22 protein-coding genes are annotated in these 17131 nt (G+C 63.0%); all 22 read right to left on the reverse strand.

Translation table 11 applies throughout. The features are described 5' to 3' along the window. On the reverse strand, positions 1-319 hold a 319-nt coding region (locus ACCD07_RS29175), incomplete at its 3' end, for an HIT domain-containing protein (RefSeq protein ID WP_413449373.1). Between the two features lie 20 nt (positions 320-339). After that, the gene (locus tag ACCD07_RS29180; protein ID WP_176653375.1) at positions 340-678 is read right to left on the reverse strand and encodes a phosphoribosyl-ATP diphosphatase; all 339 of its coding nucleotides are present in this window, start codon (positions 676-678) and stop codon (positions 340-342) included. Further along, positions 675-1136 carry a phosphoribosyl-AMP cyclohydrolase gene (gene hisI / locus ACCD07_RS29185; protein WP_176653374.1) on the reverse strand — a complete coding sequence of 154 codons (462 nt, stop codon included), beginning with the start codon at positions 1134-1136 and terminating at the stop codon, positions 675-677. The genes ACCD07_RS29180 and hisI overlap by 4 nt, the downstream gene beginning before the upstream one ends. 9 nt (positions 1137-1145) lie before the next feature. Then, positions 1146-1907 carry an imidazole glycerol phosphate synthase subunit HisF gene (gene hisF, locus ACCD07_RS29190; protein ID WP_413449374.1) on the reverse strand — a complete coding sequence of 254 codons (762 nt, stop codon included), beginning with the start codon at positions 1905-1907 and terminating at the stop codon, positions 1146-1148. Positions 1908-1918: 11 nt separating this feature from the next. After that, positions 1919-2710, reverse strand: coding sequence for a 1-(5-phosphoribosyl)-5-[(5-phosphoribosylamino)methylideneamino]imidazole-4-carboxamide isomerase (gene hisA / locus ACCD07_RS29195; RefSeq protein ID WP_176653372.1), 792 nt, complete (start codon positions 2708-2710; stop codon positions 1919-1921). Between the two features lie 32 nt (positions 2711-2742). Next, a complete protein-coding gene (gene hisH, locus ACCD07_RS29200; RefSeq protein ID WP_413449375.1) occupies positions 2743-3381 on the reverse strand; it encodes an imidazole glycerol phosphate synthase subunit HisH in 639 nt (212 codons plus the stop codon). Positions 3382-3393: 12 nt separating this feature from the next. Continuing rightward, positions 3394-3984: an imidazoleglycerol-phosphate dehydratase HisB gene (gene hisB / locus ACCD07_RS29205; RefSeq protein ID WP_090324507.1), complete on the reverse strand. Its 591-nt coding sequence runs from the start codon at positions 3982-3984 to the stop codon at positions 3394-3396. A gap of 30 nt (positions 3985-4014) precedes the next feature. Then, the gene (hisC, locus tag ACCD07_RS29210; RefSeq protein WP_413449376.1) at positions 4015-5115 is read right to left on the reverse strand and encodes a histidinol-phosphate transaminase; all 1101 of its coding nucleotides are present in this window, start codon (positions 5113-5115) and stop codon (positions 4015-4017) included. A 13-nt stretch (positions 5116-5128) separates the two neighbouring features. Next, positions 5129-5947 (reverse strand): DNA-methyltransferase, encoded by an 819-nt coding sequence (locus ACCD07_RS29215; RefSeq protein ID WP_413449377.1) that lies wholly within the window; start codon positions 5945-5947, stop codon positions 5129-5131. Then, positions 5944-7260, reverse strand: a complete 1317-nt coding sequence (hisD, locus tag ACCD07_RS29220; protein ID WP_413449378.1) for a histidinol dehydrogenase — start codon at positions 7258-7260, stop codon at positions 5944-5946. The genes ACCD07_RS29215 and hisD overlap by 4 nt, the downstream gene beginning before the upstream one ends. Before the next feature lie 6 nt (positions 7261-7266). Next, complete coding sequence (hisG, locus tag ACCD07_RS29225; RefSeq protein ID WP_176653367.1) at positions 7267-7929, reverse strand: ATP phosphoribosyltransferase; 663 nt, start codon at positions 7927-7929, stop codon at positions 7267-7269. Between the two features lie 3 nt (positions 7930-7932). After that, complete coding sequence (gene murA / locus ACCD07_RS29230; RefSeq protein WP_176653366.1) at positions 7933-9183, reverse strand: UDP-N-acetylglucosamine 1-carboxyvinyltransferase; 1251 nt, start codon at positions 9181-9183, stop codon at positions 7933-7935. Positions 9184-9189: 6 nt separating this feature from the next. Next, a complete protein-coding gene (locus tag ACCD07_RS29235) occupies positions 9190-9426 on the reverse strand; it encodes a BolA family protein (protein ID WP_176653365.1) in 237 nt (78 codons plus the stop codon). An 18-nt stretch (positions 9427-9444) separates the two neighbouring features. Further along, positions 9445-10212: an ABC transporter permease gene (locus ACCD07_RS29240; protein WP_176653364.1), complete on the reverse strand. Its 768-nt coding sequence runs from the start codon at positions 10210-10212 to the stop codon at positions 9445-9447. Further along, positions 10209-11123, reverse strand: a complete 915-nt coding sequence (locus ACCD07_RS29245; RefSeq protein WP_176653363.1) for an ABC transporter ATP-binding protein — start codon at positions 11121-11123, stop codon at positions 10209-10211. The genes ACCD07_RS29240 and ACCD07_RS29245 overlap by 4 nt, the downstream gene beginning before the upstream one ends. A 205-nt stretch (positions 11124-11328) precedes the next feature. Next, positions 11329-11742, reverse strand: a complete 414-nt coding sequence (locus tag ACCD07_RS29250) for a lipid asymmetry maintenance protein MlaB (protein WP_413449379.1) — start codon at positions 11740-11742, stop codon at positions 11329-11331. Between the two features lie 25 nt (positions 11743-11767). Then, entirely contained in the window at positions 11768-12409 is a 642-nt protein-coding gene (locus tag ACCD07_RS29255) for an ABC transporter substrate-binding protein (protein WP_176653362.1), read from the reverse strand. A 32-nt stretch (positions 12410-12441) separates the two neighbouring features. Continuing rightward, positions 12442-13293, reverse strand: a complete 852-nt coding sequence (locus ACCD07_RS29260) for a VacJ family lipoprotein (protein WP_176653361.1) — start codon at positions 13291-13293, stop codon at positions 12442-12444. Next, positions 13290-13760: an outer membrane lipid asymmetry maintenance protein MlaD gene (mlaD, locus tag ACCD07_RS29265; protein ID WP_176653360.1), complete on the reverse strand. Its 471-nt coding sequence runs from the start codon at positions 13758-13760 to the stop codon at positions 13290-13292. The genes ACCD07_RS29260 and mlaD overlap by 4 nt, the downstream gene beginning before the upstream one ends. 25 nt (positions 13761-13785) lie before the next feature. Continuing rightward, complete coding sequence (gene mlaE, locus ACCD07_RS29270; RefSeq protein WP_176653359.1) at positions 13786-14571, reverse strand: lipid asymmetry maintenance ABC transporter permease subunit MlaE; 786 nt, start codon at positions 14569-14571, stop codon at positions 13786-13788. Further along, positions 14568-15371: an ABC transporter ATP-binding protein gene (locus tag ACCD07_RS29275; RefSeq protein ID WP_176653358.1), complete on the reverse strand. Its 804-nt coding sequence runs from the start codon at positions 15369-15371 to the stop codon at positions 14568-14570. Before ACCD07_RS29275 ends, mlaE begins: the two co-directional genes overlap by 4 nt. 278 nt (positions 15372-15649) lie before the next feature. Further along, positions 15650-17113, reverse strand: coding sequence for a glutamate synthase subunit beta (locus tag ACCD07_RS29280; protein ID WP_176653354.1), 1464 nt, complete (start codon positions 17111-17113; stop codon positions 15650-15652). Between the last annotated feature and the right edge of the window lie 18 nt (positions 17114-17131).

Genomic DNA, 17131 nt, shown 5'->3' on the forward strand with positions numbered 1-17131 from the left:
TTACTTTAACGTCTGCACCCCGCCCATGTCCCCAACGCCAAAACTGCGGGTGGTGGTCTACTTCTCGGGGGGGGGCTTCGCGGCGGGCGCAACCGGATTCCTCCGCCAGCCGGGGCGCCAGCGCCAGCATTTTGCCCAGCAACGGGGCTTCGTTGGCGCTGCAGTCCGACAAGGACGAGAAATGTTTCTTCGGAATCACCAGCAAATGCACCGGCGCGGCAGGGTTGATGTCCTTGAACGCCAGCAAGTCCTCGTCTTCGTAGACGATGGACGAGGGGATTTTCTTTTCAGCTATCTTGCAAAACAGGCAGTTATCCACAACGGCTCCGTGAGTGGGGGTTATTCCTTGCGGGCAGCTTTTTCTTCGAGTCCGGAGACGCCTTCGCGGCGCGCCAGCTCGTCGAGCACCTGCTGCGGCTTGAGGTCGAACTGGGCCAGCAGCACCAGCGTATGGAACCACAAGTCGGCCACTTCGTACAAGACCTTGCCGCTGTCGCCGCCGGCGCGCGCATCCTTGGCGGCCATCACGGTTTCGGTGGCTTCCTCGCCGATTTTCTTCAGGATGGCGTCGTCGCCCTTGGCGAACAGCTTGGAGGTGTAGGACTTGTCGGGATCGCCGCCGTTGACCAGTTTGCGCGACTCGATCAGATCGGCCAAGCGGTCGAGAATAGTGCTCATGTCGATTTCTTTGTCTTGGTTTTTGCCACCGTGGCCGGAGTGTAGATGTCGGCAGGATCCTTCAGCACGGGCTCGGCGGCCTGCCAGTCGCCCTCGAGCGCGTCGCCCTCGAACTTCTGGAAGAAGCAGGAATGGCGGCCGGTATGGCAGGCGATGCCGCCGGCCTGCTCGATTTTCAGCAGCACCACGTCCTCGTCGCAATCGAGGCGGATTTCCAGCACCTTCTGCACATGGCCGGATTCCTCGCCCTTGTGCCACAGCTTCTTGCGCGAGCGGCTCCAGTACACGGCTTCGCCCAGCTCGACCGTCTTGGCCAGCGCCTCGCGGTTCATCCAGGCGAACATCAGCACGTCGTTGCTGCCGGCTTCCTGGGCGATCACCGGCACCAGGCCGTGCTCGTCCCATTGGATTTTCTTCAGCCATTTAGCCTTGGCCAGGGCGCTTGCGGTAGTCGACATAGAATTCTCTTAAACCAGGCGCATCGGAATGCCCTGCTGCGCCATGAAACGCTTGGCTTCCTGCACCGTGTGCTGGCCGTAGTGGAAGATGCTGGCGGCGAGCACCGCGTCGGCCTTGCCCAGCTTGATGCCGTCGGCCAGGTCCTGCAAGCCGCCGACGCCGCCGGAGGCGATCACCGGGATGCCGACCGCGTCGGACACGCCGCGCGTCAGGCCCAGGTCGAAGCCGGACTTGGTGCCGTCGCGGTCCATGCTGGTCAGCAGGATTTCGCCGGCGCCCAGCTGTTCCATCTTCTTCGCCCATTCGATGGCGTCGATGCCGGTGGCCTTGCGGCCGCCGTGCGTAAACACTTCCCACTTGCCGGGCGCAACCTGCTTGGCGTCGATCGCCACCACGATGCATTGCGAGCCGTGCTTTTGCGAGGCGTCGTACACCAGCTGCGGATTGGCTACGGCCGACGAGTTCATGCTGACCTTGTCGGCGCCGGCGGTGAGCAGCCGGCGCACGTCGGCCACTTCGCGCACCCCGCCGCCCACCGTCAGCGGGATGAACACCTGCGAAGCGACGGCTTCGATGATGTCCAGGATCAGGCCGCGGTTGTCGCTGGTGGCGGTGATGTCGAGGAAGGTCAGTTCGTCGGCGCCCTGTTCGTCGTAGCGGCGGGCGATTTCCACCGGGTCGCCGGCATCGCGCAGCTCGGTGAAATTGACGCCTTTGACGACGCGGCCGTCGGTCACGTCCAGGCAGGGGATGATGCGTTTAGCGAGCATGGTATTTGACTTTATTCTTCCGTATCTTCTTCGAGCAGATCTCCACTGAGCTCGTCGGCGCGCAGCTGGGCCGAGGCGAGGTCGATGGTGCCCTCGTAAATCGAACGGCCGCAGATCACGCCTTCGATGCCTTCTTCCTGTACCGCGCACAGCGCTTCGACGTCGCCCAGGTTGTGCAGGCCGCCCGAGGCGATGACCGGGATCTTGACCGCTTGCGCCAGCTTGACGGTGGCCTCGATATTGACGCCACCCATCATGCCGTCGCGGCCGATGTCGGTGTAGATGATCGATTCGACGCCGTAGGCTTCGAATTTCTTGGCCAGGTCGATGACCTCGTGGCCGGACATCTTGCTCCAGCCGTCGGTGGCGACCTTGCCGTCCTTGGCGTCCAGGCCGACGATGATGTGGCCGGGGAAGGCGCCGCAGGCGTCGTGCAGGAAGCCGGGCTCCTTCACGGCGGCGGTGCCGATGATGACGTAGCTGATGCCGGCGTCCAGGTAGCGCTCGATGGTGTCGAGGTCGCGGATGCCGCCGCCCAGCTGCACCGGAATCTCGTCCAGGCCGTTTTCCTCGGCGTACTCCTGCACCACCTTGAGGATGGCCTTGACCGCGCCTTCGTTCTTCGGCTTGCCGGCGAAGGCGCCGTTCAGGTCGACCAGGTGCAGGCGGCGCGCACCCTGCTTCAGCCAATGCAGGGCCATGTCGGCCGGATCTTCGGAGAATACGGTGGCGAGTTCCATATCGCCTTGTTTCAAGCGAACGCAGTGACCGTCTTTGAGGTCGATGGCAGGAATGAGCAGCATGATGGTTTAAGTAAATTTAGGGGTAAATGAAATCAAGGGTTCCAGTGAACGAAATTCTTGTACAACTGCAGTCCGGTGGCGGCGCTTTTCTCCGGGTGGAACTGTGTCGCAAAAATATTATCACGTGCGACGGCACAGCTGAACGCCGCACCGTAGATGGTCTGTCCCACGGTGTGCTCGGCCAGCCCGGGCTGGGCGAAATAGCTGTGCACGAAATAGAAATAGCTGTCGTCGGGAATATCCTGCCACATCGGGTGAGACGCCGTTTGGCGCACTTGGTTCCAGCCCATTTGCGGAACCTTGAAACGCGAGCCGTCTTCCTGCACCTGGCCGTCGAGCTGAAAGCGCACGACCCTGCCCGGCAACAGGCCGAGGCCGGCGGCGTTGCCTTCCTCGCTGCCGTCGAACAGCATCTGCTCGCCGATGCACACGCCCATCAACGGCTTGGTCCTCGCCGCCACCAGCAGCGCGTCCTGCACGCCGGATTCGCGCAGGCTGCGCATGCAGTCCGGCATGGCGCCCTGGCCGGGCAAGACGATGCGGTCGGCGGTTTCGATATCGGCGACTTCGCCGGAGATCAGCACATTGGCATCGGGCGCGACGGCGCGCAGGGCCTGCGCGACCGAGCGCAGATTACCCATGCCGTAATCAACTACTACGATTTTTTTCATGATGATGTGATGTTACAGGCTGCCCTTGGTCGATGGGATCGTGCCGGCGGCGCGCGGGTCCAGCTCCGACGCCATGCGCAGCGCGCGGCCAAATGCTTTGAACACCGTCTCGCATTGATGGTGCGCGTTGGTGCCGCGCAGGTTATCGATGTGCAGCGTGACCAGCGCGTGGTTGACGAAGCCGCGGAAGAACTCCAGCGTCAGGTCGACGTCGAAGGTGCCGATCATCGCGCGCGTGAATGGAATGTGGTATTCGATGCCTGGCCGGCCGGAGAAATCCAGCACCACGCGCGACAGCGCCTCGTCCAGCGGCACATACGAATGGCCGTAGCGGACGATGCCCTTGCGGTCGCCGATGGCCTTGGCCACGGCCATGCCGAGGGTGATGCCGACGTCTTCCACCGTGTGGTGGTTGTCGATATGGATGTCGCCGGTGGCTTCCACATCCAGGTCGAACAGGCCGTGACGGGCGATCTGGTCCAGCATGTGGTCCAGGAAGGGCACGCCGGTGTTCAGCTTTTGCTTGCCGGTGCCGTCAAGGTTGATGGAAACGCGGACTTGCGTCTCGTTGGTGTTGCGGATAATTTCTGCGGTGCGGTTCATGAAAGGCTCGCGGTGGCGATGGCGATAACGTTAGGCTGCCAGCGATGCGGCGAAGGCATCGAGGAAGGCGGAATTCTCTTCCGGGGTGCTGACCGTGATACGCAAACAATTGGCCAGCACATCGTGCATTTTACCTACATTTTTGATTAATACCTTGCGGGACAGCAGTTTCGCGTAGGCATCATCGGAATTCGGCACCCGAATCAAGATAAAATTCGCCGCCGACGGGAACACCTCCACCCCGGGCAGAGCGGCCAGCGCAGCCATCAGATCGGCGCGTGCGGCGCGCAAAGCCGTGGCTTGCTGGTTCAGCACCTCCACGTGGTCGAGCGCGAATTCGGCCGCTGCCTGCGTCAACACGTTGATGTTGTAAGGAGGCCGCACTTTGTCGAACTCGGCCAGCAATTGCGGCGCCGCCGACATGTAGCCGAGGCGAATGCCGGCCAGTCCCAGCTTCGAAACCGTGCGCATGACGACGAGATTGTTAAATTCCGGCAGCCGGTGCATAAAGGTTTGCTGGGCGAACGGCTCGTAGGCTTCGTCGACCACGGCCAGCCCCGAGCCGTTCTCGTCCAATGCCTTGATGATGGCGACGATGTCGTCCGCGGCGAACAGGTTGCCGGTCGGGTTGTTCGGGTAGGACAGGAACACCAGCGAAGGCTTGTGCCGCGCGATCGCGGCCAGCATGGCCGGCAGGTCCAGCGTCAGGTCGGCCTTCAACGGCACGCCGACGTAGTCCATGCCCGCGAACTGCGCCGAACGCTGGTACATGACGAATGACGGCGTCGGCGCCAGCACCACGGCGCGGCGGTCCTGCAGCGCGCAGCCCATGCACAGGATGGAGATCAGTTCATCGGAGCCGTTGCCCAGCATGACGTCGTAGCCGGCCGGGATGCCCAGCGTGTCGCGCACGCGCTGCTTGATGGTGGCGTAGGAGGCCACCGGGTAGCGGTTCAGCGTGACGTCGGTCAGGCGTTGGGCCAGTTCCTCGCGCAGGTGATGCGGCAGGTGGTAAGGGTTCTCCATCGCATCCAGTTTGATATAACCACTCGCGTCGGCGACGTGGTAGCCAGCGATGGCGCGCACGTCGGAGCGGATGGTGGTGTTGACCAGGGTGTCGATGGAAGACATCTTACTAAGGCTCCTATGAGGTGACTGAACTTCGTTTAACGGGGGACTTCTTCTTTTTTTCCGGCGGTGCCGGCACTTCCGGCATGGCCAGGCGTTCGGCGATGATGGCGCAGTAGTCGGGATTCAGTTCGAAGCCGACGAAATTGCGGCCGCAGCGCTTGGCCGCGATGGCCGTCGTGCCGCTGCCCATGAACAGGTCCAGCACCACGCCGTCCGGCGGGCACGAGGCCTTGACCATGCGTTCGATGATCTCCAGCGGCTTCTGCGTCGGATGGTCGGCGCGCTCCGGATGCTCGCGGTGCAGGCGCGACACGCTCCACAAATCCTTCGGGTTGTAGCCCACTTCCAGCCACTTGGCGCCGATGAAGATCGAGCGCGAACGGGCCTTCTTGGTTTCGGCGTCGTACGGAATGCGCACCGCGTCCAGGTCGAAGTAGTAATCCTTGCGGCGCACGAAGAAGCCGATGGTGTCGTGCACCGACGAGTAGCTGCGCACGCTGCCGCCCATCGACGGCACGCGGCGGTCCCAGATGATCTCGTTCATCATCGTCATGCGCTTTTTCAGCAGCACGAAAATCTCCGGAGAAAAGCGCCAGGTCAGGAAGATGTACAGGCTGCCGTTGGGTTTCAGCTTGGGCAACGCGGCGTCTATCCATTGCTCGGTCCAGCGCAGGTATTCTTCCACCGTCTGCGAATCGGAGTCGTTGCCGTAGTCCTTGCCCAGGTTGTACGGCGGATCGGTCAGGATCAAGTCGACGGAACCGTCCGGGATGCGCGCCAGGCCGGCCAGCGCATCCTCGCAAAAGACCTGATTGATCCAGGCGTCCGTCATTTGAGGCGCAGCTCCGCGCTGCGGGCGTGCGCCTGCAGGCCTTCGCCGTAGGCCAGTTCGGCCGCGACCTTGCCCAGCGTTTGCGCGCCGGCTTCGCTGACATGAATGATCGACGAGCGTTTCTGGAAATCGTACACGCCCAGCGGCGACGAGAAGCGCGCCGTGCGCGAGGTCGGCAGCACGTGGTTCGGGCCGCAGCAATAGTCGCCCAGCGATTCGGACGAGAAGCGGCCGAGGAACATGGCACCGGCGTGGCGGATCTGGTCGGCCCACTGCTGCGGGTTCTCTGCCGAGATTTCCAGGTGCTCGGCGGCGATGCTGTTGGCGATGGCGCAGGCTTCGGCCATGTCGCGCACTTTCACCAATGCGCCGCGGTCGGTCAGCGACGTGCGGATCACTTCCGCGCGCGGCATCGTCGGCAGCAGCTTGATAATGCTCGCTTCGACCCTGGCGATGTAGTCCGCGTCAGGGCAAAGCAGGATCGCCTGCGCCAGTTCGTCGTGCTCCGCCTGCGAGAACAGGTCCATCGCAACCCAGTCGGGATCGGTGGTGCCGTCGCAGATGATCAGGATTTCCGACGGGCCGGCGATCATGTCGATGCCGACGATGCCGAACACGCTGCGCTTGGCGGCGGCCACGTAGGCATTGCCGGGGCCGACGATCTTGTCGACCGGCTGTATGGTCTCGGTGCCGTGCGCCAGCGCGGCGACGGCTTGCGCGCCGCCGATGGTGATGACGCGGGTGACGCCGGCAATCGCGGCGGCGGCCAGCACCATCTGGTTCTTCACGCCGTCCGGCGTCGGCACCACCATGATGATCTCTTCAACGCCGGCGACGTGCGCGGGTATCGCGTTCATCAGCACCGACGAGGGATAGGCCGCCTTGCCGCCCGGGACGTAGATGCCCACCCGGTCCAGCGGCGTGACTTTCTGGCCCAGCACCGTGCCGTCAGGCTCGGTGTAGGTGAAGCCGTTCAGCTCCTGCTTCTGGCGCTCGTGGAACACGCGGATGCGCTGGGCGGCGGTGCGCAGCGCGTTGCGCTGCGCTTCGGGAATGCTGGCCAGCGCGGCCTGCAGTTCCGCTTCCGGAATGTCGAAGGCGGCCATGCTGGCGGCGCCGCCGTTGGGAATGCGGTCGAAGCGGTTGGTGTATTCCAGCACGGCGGCGTCGCCGCGCGCCTTCACATCGGCCAGGATGCCGGCGACTGCACGCTCGATGGCTTCATCGGTACTCGCTTCAAATGCCAGCAGGGCATCCAGGGACTTTTTGAAATCGGCTTGGGTGGAATCGAGCTTGGTGATTTGAATCGACATGATGGTTTACTTTTTGGAGGCGCGTTCGAATGCTTCAATGATGGGCTGCAGGCGTTCGCGCTTGAGCTTGAGCGCGGCCTGGTTGACGATCAGGCGCGACGAGATGTCCATGATCGCTTCCACTTCCTTCAGGTCGTTGGCGCGCAGCGTGTTGCCGGTGCTGACCACGTCGACGATGGCGTCCGACAGGCCGACCAGCGGCGCCAGCTCCATCGAGCCGTACAGCTTGATCAGGTCGACGTGCACGCCTTTCTTGGCGAAGTGCTCGCGCGCGGTCTGCACGAACTTGGTGGCTACGCGCAGGCGCGCGCCCTGGCGCACGGCGGTCTCGTAGTCGAAGCCGTTGCGCACCGCGACCGACATGCGGCAGGCCGCGATGTTCAAGTCGATGGGCTGGTACAGGCCCTCGCCGCCATGCTCCAGCAGCACGTCCTTGCCGGCCACGCCGAAGTCCGCCGCGCCGTGCTGCACATAGGTCGGCACGTCGGTGGCGCGGACGATGATGACGCGCACGTCGGGATCGTTGGTCGACAGGATCAGCTTGCGCGACGTCTCCGGGTTCTCGGTGACGGTGATGCCGGCCGCTTCCAGCAGCGGCAGCGTGTCCTCGAAAATGCGGCCCTTCGACAGCGCGAGGATCAGCTGCGAGTTGGCTTGGAATGCGCTCATGATTTATTTGATCCGTTTGATATTGGCGCCGACCGCGGACAGCTTCACTTCCATCTGGTCGTAGCCGCGATCGAGGTGGTAAATGCGGTCGATCAGCGTTTCGCCGCGCGCGGCCAGCGCCGCGATCACCAGCGAAGCGGAAGCGCGCAGGTCGGTCGCCATCACCGGTGCCCCGACCAGCTGCTCGACGCCCTTGATGAAGGCGGTGTTGCCGTCGGTTTCAATCGCCGCGCCCAGGCGGTTCATTTCCTGTACGTGCATGAAGCGGTTTTCGAAGATCGTTTCGGTCACGCGGCTGGCGCCGTCGGCGATGGTGTTCACCGCCATGAACTGCGCCTGCATGTCGGTCGGGAAGCCCGGGTATTCGGTGGTGCGGAAGGTGACCGGCGTCGGGCGCTTGTCCATCTGCGCGCGGATCCAGTTGTCGCCGATGGTCATCTGCAGGCCGATCTCGCGCAGCTTGTCCAGCGCGGCGTCCATGATGTCGACGCGGGTGTTGCGGATCGTGATGTCGCCGCCGGCGGCAGCCACGGCGCACAGGAAGGTCGCCGCTTCGATGCGGTCGGAGATGACGGCGTGTTTTGCGCCGTGCAGCTCGGCCACACCCTGGATCACCAGGCGGTTGGTGCCGATGCCTTCGATCTTCGCACCCATGCCGACCAGCAGGTTGGCCAGGTCGGTCACTTCCGGTTCGCAGGCGGCGTTTTCCAGCACGGTCTCGCCTTCGGCCAGGGTGGCGGCCATCAGCAGGTTCTCGGTGCCGGTCACGGTGATCATGTCGGTGACGATGCGCGCGCCCTTGAGCTTCTTGCACTTGGCGTAGATGTAGCCGCCTTCGACGGTGATGTCGGCGCCCAGCGCCTGCAGGCCCTTGATGTGCTGGTCCACCGGACGCGAGCCGATGGCGCAACCGCCCGGCAGCGAGACCTTGGCTTCGCCGAAGCGCGCCAGCAAGGGGCCCAATACCAGGATCGAGGCGCGCATGGTTTTCACCAGCTCATACGGGGCTTCCAGCTTGTCGATGGCGCTGCCGTTCAAGGTGACCTTGTCGCCGTCCTGCGTCACTTTCAGGCCGGTCTGGCCCAGCAGCTTGAGGATGGTCGCCACGTCGTGCAGGTGCGGCACGTTCGACAGCTCGACGTCGCCCGAGGTCAGCAGGCCGGCGCACAGGATGGGCAGCGCCGCGTTCTTCGCGCCGGAGATGTTGATATCGCCGTTCAGGCGGTTGCCGCCTTGTATGAGGAGCTTGTCCATGCTTGCTTATCCTTGGTATTCGTCAGGGGTGAGGGTTTTCATCGACAGCGCGTGGATCTCTTCGCGCATGCGGTCGCCCAGCGCGGCGTACACGATCTGGTGGCGCTGGATCGGACGCTTGCCGACGAAGGCTGGCGAGACGATGACGGCCTGGAAGTGCTGGCCGTCGCCCTCCACTTCGAGGTGGGTGCATTCGAGGCCGGCCGAGATGTAGCCGTGGATCAGTTCTGGAGTGGTAGCCATGATGAGATATCCTTGGAATTAATGACGCAAACGATAACCGCTGCGCAGCAAACGAATCGCCAGCAGTGCCAACGCGACGAGGAAGGCGGAGACGATGCTCACGCTGACCAGCGGGTTGACGTCCGACTGGCCGAAGAAACCGTAGCGGAAGCCGTCGATCATGTAGAAGAACGGGTTCAGGTGCGAGACCGTCAGCCAGAACGGCGGCAGCGAGTGGATCGAGTAGAACACGCCGGACAGGAAGGTCAGCGGCATGATCAGGAAGTTCTGGAACGCGGCCAGCTGGTCGAATTTTTCGGCCCAGATGCCGGCGATCAAGCCCATGGTGCCGAGGATGGCCGCGCCCAGCAGCGCGAAGACGACGATCCACAGCGGCGCCGTGAACGACAGGTGGGCGAACCACGCCGTCACCACGAACACGCCGAAGCCGACCACGATGCCGCGCACCATGGCGGCGATCACGTAGGCCGAGAAAATTTCCCAGTGCGACAGGGGCGTCAGCAGCACGAACACCAGGTTGCCGGTGATCTTGGACTGGATCAGCGACGACGACGAGTTGGCGAAGGCGTTCTGCAACACGCTCATCATCACCAGGCCGGGGATCAGGAAGGCGGTGTAGCTGACGTCCGTGTAGACGGTGACGCGGCCTTCGAGCACGTGGCCGAAGATCAGCAGGTACAGCATGGCGGTCAGGATCGGCGCGGCGACGGTTTGCGTGGCCACTTTCCAGAAGCGCAGCGTCTCCTTGTAGACCAGGGTGCGGAAGCCGGTGGAGATGAAGTTCATACGGTGCCCTTGTCCATGATCTGCAAGAAGATGTCTTCCAGATCCGCTTGTTGCAGTTGCATTTCGTCGATCACGGCGCCGGACTCGCGCAGGCGCGCCAGCAGGGTTTCGACTTCGGCGTATTCGTTGATGCGCAGGCTGTACTTCTTGCCATGCTCGGACGCTTCCGGGTGCGTGACCAGGTGGCGCAGGTCTTGCGGCAGATCGCCGCTGGTCAGGTTGACCGTCAGTTGCGAGCCGGAGATGCGGCGGATCAGCGACGCCATGGTGTCGAGCGCGACCACCTTGCCGCTCTTGAGCATGGCCACGCGCTTGCACATGGCTTGCGCTTCTTCCAGGTAGTGGGTGGTCAGCACGACGGTGTGGCCTTCGCGGTTCAGGCGCGAGATGAACTTCCACAGCGTCTGGCGCAGCTCGACGTCGACGCCGGCGGTCGGCTCGTCGAGCACGATGACGGGCGGCTTGTGCACCAGCGCCTGCGCCACCAGCACGCGGCGCTTCATGCCGCCGGACAGCGCGCGCATGTTGACGTCGGCCTTGTTGGTCAGGTCGAGGTTGTGCATCACTTCATCGATCCAGGCGTCGTTGTTGGCCAAGCCGAAATAGCCGGACTGCAGGCGCAGCGTCTCGCGCACGGTGAAGAACGGGTCGAACACCAGCTCCTGCGGCACCACGCCCAGCTTCTTGCGGGCGGCGCGGAAATCGCCGGTGACGTCGTGGCCGTGGATGCTGACCTTGCCCGCATCGGGCCGGATCAGGCCGGCGATGATGGAAATCAGCGTGGTCTTGCCGGCGCCGTTGGGGCCCAGCAGGCCGAAAAACTCGCCCTCTTCGATTGAAAGGGACACGCCGCCCAGTGCCTGGAGCGACTTGTAGCGCTTCTCGACATTACTTATTTGGATCGCTGTCATTCTTGACTTATCAGTTGGTGCGACGGCACGGGCCGGCGCGTGGGTGCTCGTAGATGCCCAAAGGCGGAAGGTGGTGCAAGCGCCGCGGCTCTCAGGCAGCGGCAACGTTCAATTATATTGGAAATTCGGATCGGCAGAGCCAGACTGGCCATTTACCGGGGGTAACAGGTAACGAGTAAGACAGGGGACGGGGGCAGGGCGGGGGTCAATGATGGTGGTGCGAGGCCGTATCGTCGGCCAGACCGGTCTTGGGGGTGAAGACCGAGGTTGGTGCGTTAACCGGGGCGAATTCTTCGTGCAGGGGATTGGGCGGCACGGGCTCGCCCGCTTCCAGCTTGACCGACGGCGGGAACAGCAGCGAGCACACGCCGTACAGCTTGGTCAGGCTTTGCAGCGCCGGCGGCAGGTTTTTCAGTTCCAGCTTGACGCCGGCGTCCTGGGCAGCGCGCTGCCATGCCAGCATCACCGATACCGCCGCCGAATCGACCGTCAACACATGGCGCAGGTCGAACACGGTCTGGCCGGCCTTGAGGGCCGCCAGGCCGCGCTCCAGCGCCGCGGAGGCGTTGAGCACGGTCAGGGACGTGAGGGACTGCAGGTTGTCGATAGCTTCGGACATGGCGGCAAGGATTTAAGGTAAGGATTTACTTCGTGGCGGTTTTCAGCGGTCGGTTGGCCAAGGTCTTGTTCTTTTCAGTCAAGGTCTTGATCAGGCCGTCGATGCCGCCCTTGCTGATTTCCGAAGCAAACGTGCCCTTGTAGGTCTCGACCAGCCACGCGCCCAGCACGTTGATGTCGTAGATCTTCCAGCCGGCCGGGGTCTTGGCGACGCGGTAGTTCAGCGGAATCGGCTCGCCACGGGTCATGTTGACCTGCGAACGCACTTCCACGTCGGTATCGTCCGCCGCGGCGCGCATCGGCTTGAATTCCACCGTTTCATTCTTGATTTGCGACAGCGCGCCCGAATAGGTGTAGATCAGCAGGGTGCGGAATTGTTCCGACAATGCCTTCTGCTGCTCCGGGGTGGCCTCGCGCCAGAAGCGGCCGGCCGCCAGCGATGTCATGCGCTGCGAATCGACGTAGGGCAGGATCTTGGTCTCGACCAGGTCCATCACCTTCTTCGTGTCGCCGGCCTGGATCGCCTTGTCGGTCTTGGCCGTGTCGATCACGTCCTGGCTGATGCGCTTGACCAGCACGTCCGGCGCTTCGTTGGCGGGGGCCGCGGCATGGGCGTTGAACGCCAGTGCCACAGTTGCTAAAGCGATAATTTGTTTAATCAATTTCATGTTTTTGCCTTACCTTTATAAGTTCTTCGGGATCACAGGCTGGCGTTGTTCGCAGCCGGTGTGCCGGAGTTTAACTCTTTTGGCGCCGATTCGGATGACACGGGTGCCGAAGTTTCCGTCGCGGCAGTCGGCGCAGCGGCAGGTTTCGTGTCGATTTCAGCCGAATCGTCTTTTTTAGCTTTCCTGACAGGACCGCCATCGTCCGGGTGGATCTGGCTCTCGCGGCGCTGCAGGTAGCCGTCGCGGATGAACTCATAGCGGTCCAGCGCAGCGTCCTCCAGCAGGCTCGATGCGTCCAGCAGGTTAGCACGCTGATCGACAACGCGTAGCGCGGTACCGGTATTGCGGATATACACAGGTTCCTTGTAGGCCCAGATGTCGCCCTTGATGTCCAGCGGCAACGCCGCGGTGTCGCGCACGGTCGAAGGCCCCAGCAGCGGCAGCATCAGGTACGGACCGGACGGCACGCCCCACACGCCCAGGGTCTGGCCGAAGTCTTCCTTGTGCTTTTGCAGGCCGGCTTCGGAGGCGATGTCGAACAGGCCGACGATACCCACGGTGGAGTTGAGCGCGAAGCGCGACACGTCGGACATGCCGGCCTGGCCATTGCCTTGCAGCAGGTTGTTGACGGCGCTCCAGGCGTCGGCCAGGTTGCCGAAGAAGTTGTTCACGCCGGTCTGCACGAACGATGGCAGCACGTTCTTGTAGGCGGTGGCGGCAGGCTTCAGCGCGTAGGTGTCGACCGTGTCGTTAAAGCTGAACATGGCGCGGTTGAAGCCCTCGTAAGGGTCGCGCGGGTTCGGCCCGGCACAGCCGGCCAGCAGCACGGTGACGCCCAGCGCCAGCGCGGCGCCGCGGAGAGATTTCGGAGTACGGTGCATCATTTACTGTCCTTTCCCTCTGCAGCTTTGCTGTAGATGAATTGATTGATCAGGTCTTCCAGTACGGCGGCGGACTGGGTGCGGGCGATCTTGTCGCCGGAAGCCAGGTTGTTGGTGTCGCCGCCGGCCTCGATGCCGACATATTGCTCGCCCAGCAAGCCAGCCGTCAGGATCTTGGCGGAACTGTCTTTAGGGAATTTGTAGCCTTCTTCCATGTTCAAGGTTACCAGCGCCTGATAACTCTTGTCATCAAACTTGATCTCTCCCACACGGCCTACCACCACGCCGGCCGCCTTGACCGCCGCCTGCGGACGCAGGCTGCCGATGTTGTCGAACTTGGCGGTGATCGGGTACGACTTGCCGAAGGACATGGAACCCATGTTGCCGGCCTTCAGCGCCAGGAACATCAGCGCGGCGACGCCGACGACGATGAACAGACCGACCCAGACATCCAGAGATTTACGTTGCATAGCTATTCCTCACACTTTCTTAATCTTATTTGCTGAACATCAGCGCCGTCATCATGAAGTCCAGCCACCAGATCATCAGCGATGAAATCACGACCGTGCGGGTGGTGGCGCGCGCCACATCTTCCGGCGTCGGCTGTGCCTCATAGCCCTGGTACAAGGCGATGAAGGTGATCGCGATGCCGAACACGACGCTCTTGGCGAAGCCGTTGAAAATATCCTTGTACAGGTCGACGCCGCCCTGCATCTGCGACCAGAACGCGCCGTCGTCGACGCCGATCAGCTGCACGCCGACCAGCCAGCCGCCCAGCACGCCGACCGCGCTGAACACCGACGCCAGCAGCGGCACCGAGATCACGCCGGCCCAGAAACGGGGCGCCAGCACGCGCTGGATCGGGTTGACGGCCATCATTTCCATCGCCGACAGCTGCTCGCCCGCCTTCATCAGGCCGATTTCGGCCGTCAGCGAGGTGCCGGCGCGGCCGGCAAACAGCAGCGCGGTGATGACCGGGCCCAGTTCGCGGGTCAGGCCCAGCGCCACCAGCAGGCCCAGCGACTGCTCGGCGCCGTATTTATTGAGCGTGTAGTAACCCTGCAGGCCCAGCACCATGCCGACGAACAGGCCGGACAACGTGATGATCAGCATCGAATAGTTGCCGATGAAGTGCAGCTGCTCGATCACCAGGCCCGGACGGCGCAACAGGCCGGGCGACACGCCCAGCACATTGCCGAAGGTGCGGGCGCCGTAGCCTATGCTTTCCACATAGTCGCGCAGCGGCGCGCCCAGCTTGGACAACCAGTTCTTTAAACTCATGCTTGCGCTCCCAGGCCCAGGTCATCGGCCAGGGACTTGCCTGGATAGTGGAACGGCACCGGACCGTCGGCTTCCGCATTGACGAACTGGTGCACGTAAGGGTCGGTGGAGACCATCATGTCGGCCGGCGTGCCGTGCGCGACGATCTTGCCTTGCGACAGGAAGTACACATAGTCGGCGATGGCGAAGCATTCCTTGACGTCGTGCGACACCAGGATCGTGGTCGAGCCCAGCGCGGTGTTCAGGTTGCGGATCAGGTTGGCGGTGACGCCCATCGAGATCGGGTCGAGGCCGGCGAACGGCTCGTCGTACATGATCAGTTCCGGATCGAGCGCGATCGAGCGCGCCAGCGCCACGCGGCGCGCCATGCCGCCGGAGATTTCGCCCGGCTTCAGCTTGGCGGCGTTGCGCAGGCCCACGGCGTGCAGTTTCATCAGCACCAGGTTGCGGATCAGCTCTTCCGACAAATCGGTGTGCTCGCGCAGCGGGAAGGCGACGTTCTCAAACACGGTGAGGTCGGTGAACAGCGCGCCATGCTGAAACAGCATGCCCATTTTGCGCCGCAGCAGATACAAGCCAGCGGTATTAAGTTTGTGCACCACCTGGCCCTGTACCTTGACGTGGCCGCGTTTCGGGCGGATCTGGCCGCCGATCAGGCGCAATACCGTGGTCTTGCCGCTCCCCGAACCACCCATGACAGCGATCACTTTTCCACGTGGGAAATCCATCTGGAGACCCGACAGTATCGAGCGCTTTCCATAGGAGAAGTGTAAATCACGGATTTCGACAAGATTAGGCACGACTGAACTCATTATTTTTAATGCCGTATTGTAGTGCAGAAAGGTCAATCTCTGCAGGCGCCCCCCTCATTTGTGACAGAGAGAGGGACGGTGAGTGGCAGATAATACAACACTACTGAACCTAAAGTCAGCAATTTACACCCGGCACTAAATGTTACATATCGGGGTTTATTGCTGCATCGCACAAGCGCCGATGCGAAAAAAAACCGGGTAGCGAACGGGGATCACCCGCTCGCTCCCGGCAGGGAGTCAGGCTGAAGCTGTGCCGCTAGTGGGAATCAGCGCGGCAGATCGGAACAGCCCATCAGGAACTCGTCGACCGCGCGCGCGCACTGGCGCCCTTCGCGGATCGCCCACACCACCAGCGACTGGCCGCGGCGGACGTCGCCGGCGGCAAAGACGTTGGGGGCGGATGTCTTGTAGCAGCCGGCGCCGTCGGTCGTGGCCTTGGCGTTGCCGCGTGCATCTTTTTCGACGCCGAACGCGTCCAGCACGTTGGCCACCGGCGACACGAAGCCCATGGCCAGCAGCACCAGGTCGGCCTTCATCTCGAATTCCGAGTTTGGCACTTCGGCCATCTTGCCGTCTTTCCATTCGACGCGGCAGGCGATCAGCTTCTCGACCTTGCCGCCCTTGCCTTCGAGGCGCTTGGTGGCCACCGCCCAGTCGCGCTCGCAGCCTTCCTCGTGCGACGAGGAGGTGCGCAGCTTGGTCGGCCAGTACGGCCACACCAGCGGCTTGTTCTCTTGCTCAGGCGGCATAGGCATCAGTTCGAACTGGGTCACCGAGGCGGCGCCGTGGCGGTTCGAGGTGCCGACGCAGTCGGAACCGGTATCGCCGCCGCCGATGACGACCACGTGCTTGCCGGTGGCTTTCAGCTGGTCCTTGACCTTGTCGCCGGCGTTGACCTTGTTTTGCTGCGGCAGGAAGTCCATGGCGAAGTGCACGCCCTTGAGCTCGCGGCCCGGCACCGGCAGGTCGCGCGGCTGCTCGGCGCCGCCGGCCAGCACCACGGCGTCGAAGTCCTTGGCCAGGTCTTCAGGGAAGATGGTTTCCTTGGCCCAGTTGTTGACGTTGGCAGGGAAGTCCTTGCCGACCAGCACGCTGGTGCGGAACACCACGCCTTCGGCTTCCATCTGCTTGATGCGGCGGTCGATGTGCGACTTTTCCATCTTGAAGTCTGGAATGCCGTAGCGCAGCAGGCCGCCGACGCGGTCGCTCTTTTCAAACACGGTCACGGCGTGGCCGGCGCGCGCCAGCTGCTGCGCCGCCGCCAGGCCGGCGGGGCCGGAACCGACCACGGCCACTTTCTTGCCGGTCTGCTTGTCCGCGGGCTGCGGCACGACCCAGCCGTGTTCCCAGCCTTCGTCGATGATCTTGTGCTCGATCGACTTGATGCCGACCGGATCGTTGTTGATGCCCAGCGTGCAGGCGGACTCGCACGGCGCAGGGCAGATGCGGCCGGTGAATTCCGGGAAGTTGTTGGTCGAGTGCAGCGTGTCCAGCGCCTCGCGGTAGTTGCCGCGATAAACCAGGTCATTCCAGTCCGGGATGATGTTGTTGACCGGGCAGCCGGTGTTGCAGAACGGGATGCCGCAATCCATGCAGCGCGCGCCCTGCACCTTGGCCTGCTCATTGGTCAGGGTGATGACGAATTCGGAATAGTTTTTCAGGCGCGTAGCCGGCGGCAGATAGCTCTCTTCCTGACGCTTGAATTCCATGAAACCGGTGATTTTACCCACGATAAATCCTTAAATATT

The organism is Duganella sp. Dugasp56 (assembly GCF_047304105.1).
Taxonomy (GTDB): Bacteria; Pseudomonadota; Gammaproteobacteria; order Burkholderiales; family Burkholderiaceae_D; genus Rugamonas; species Rugamonas hordei.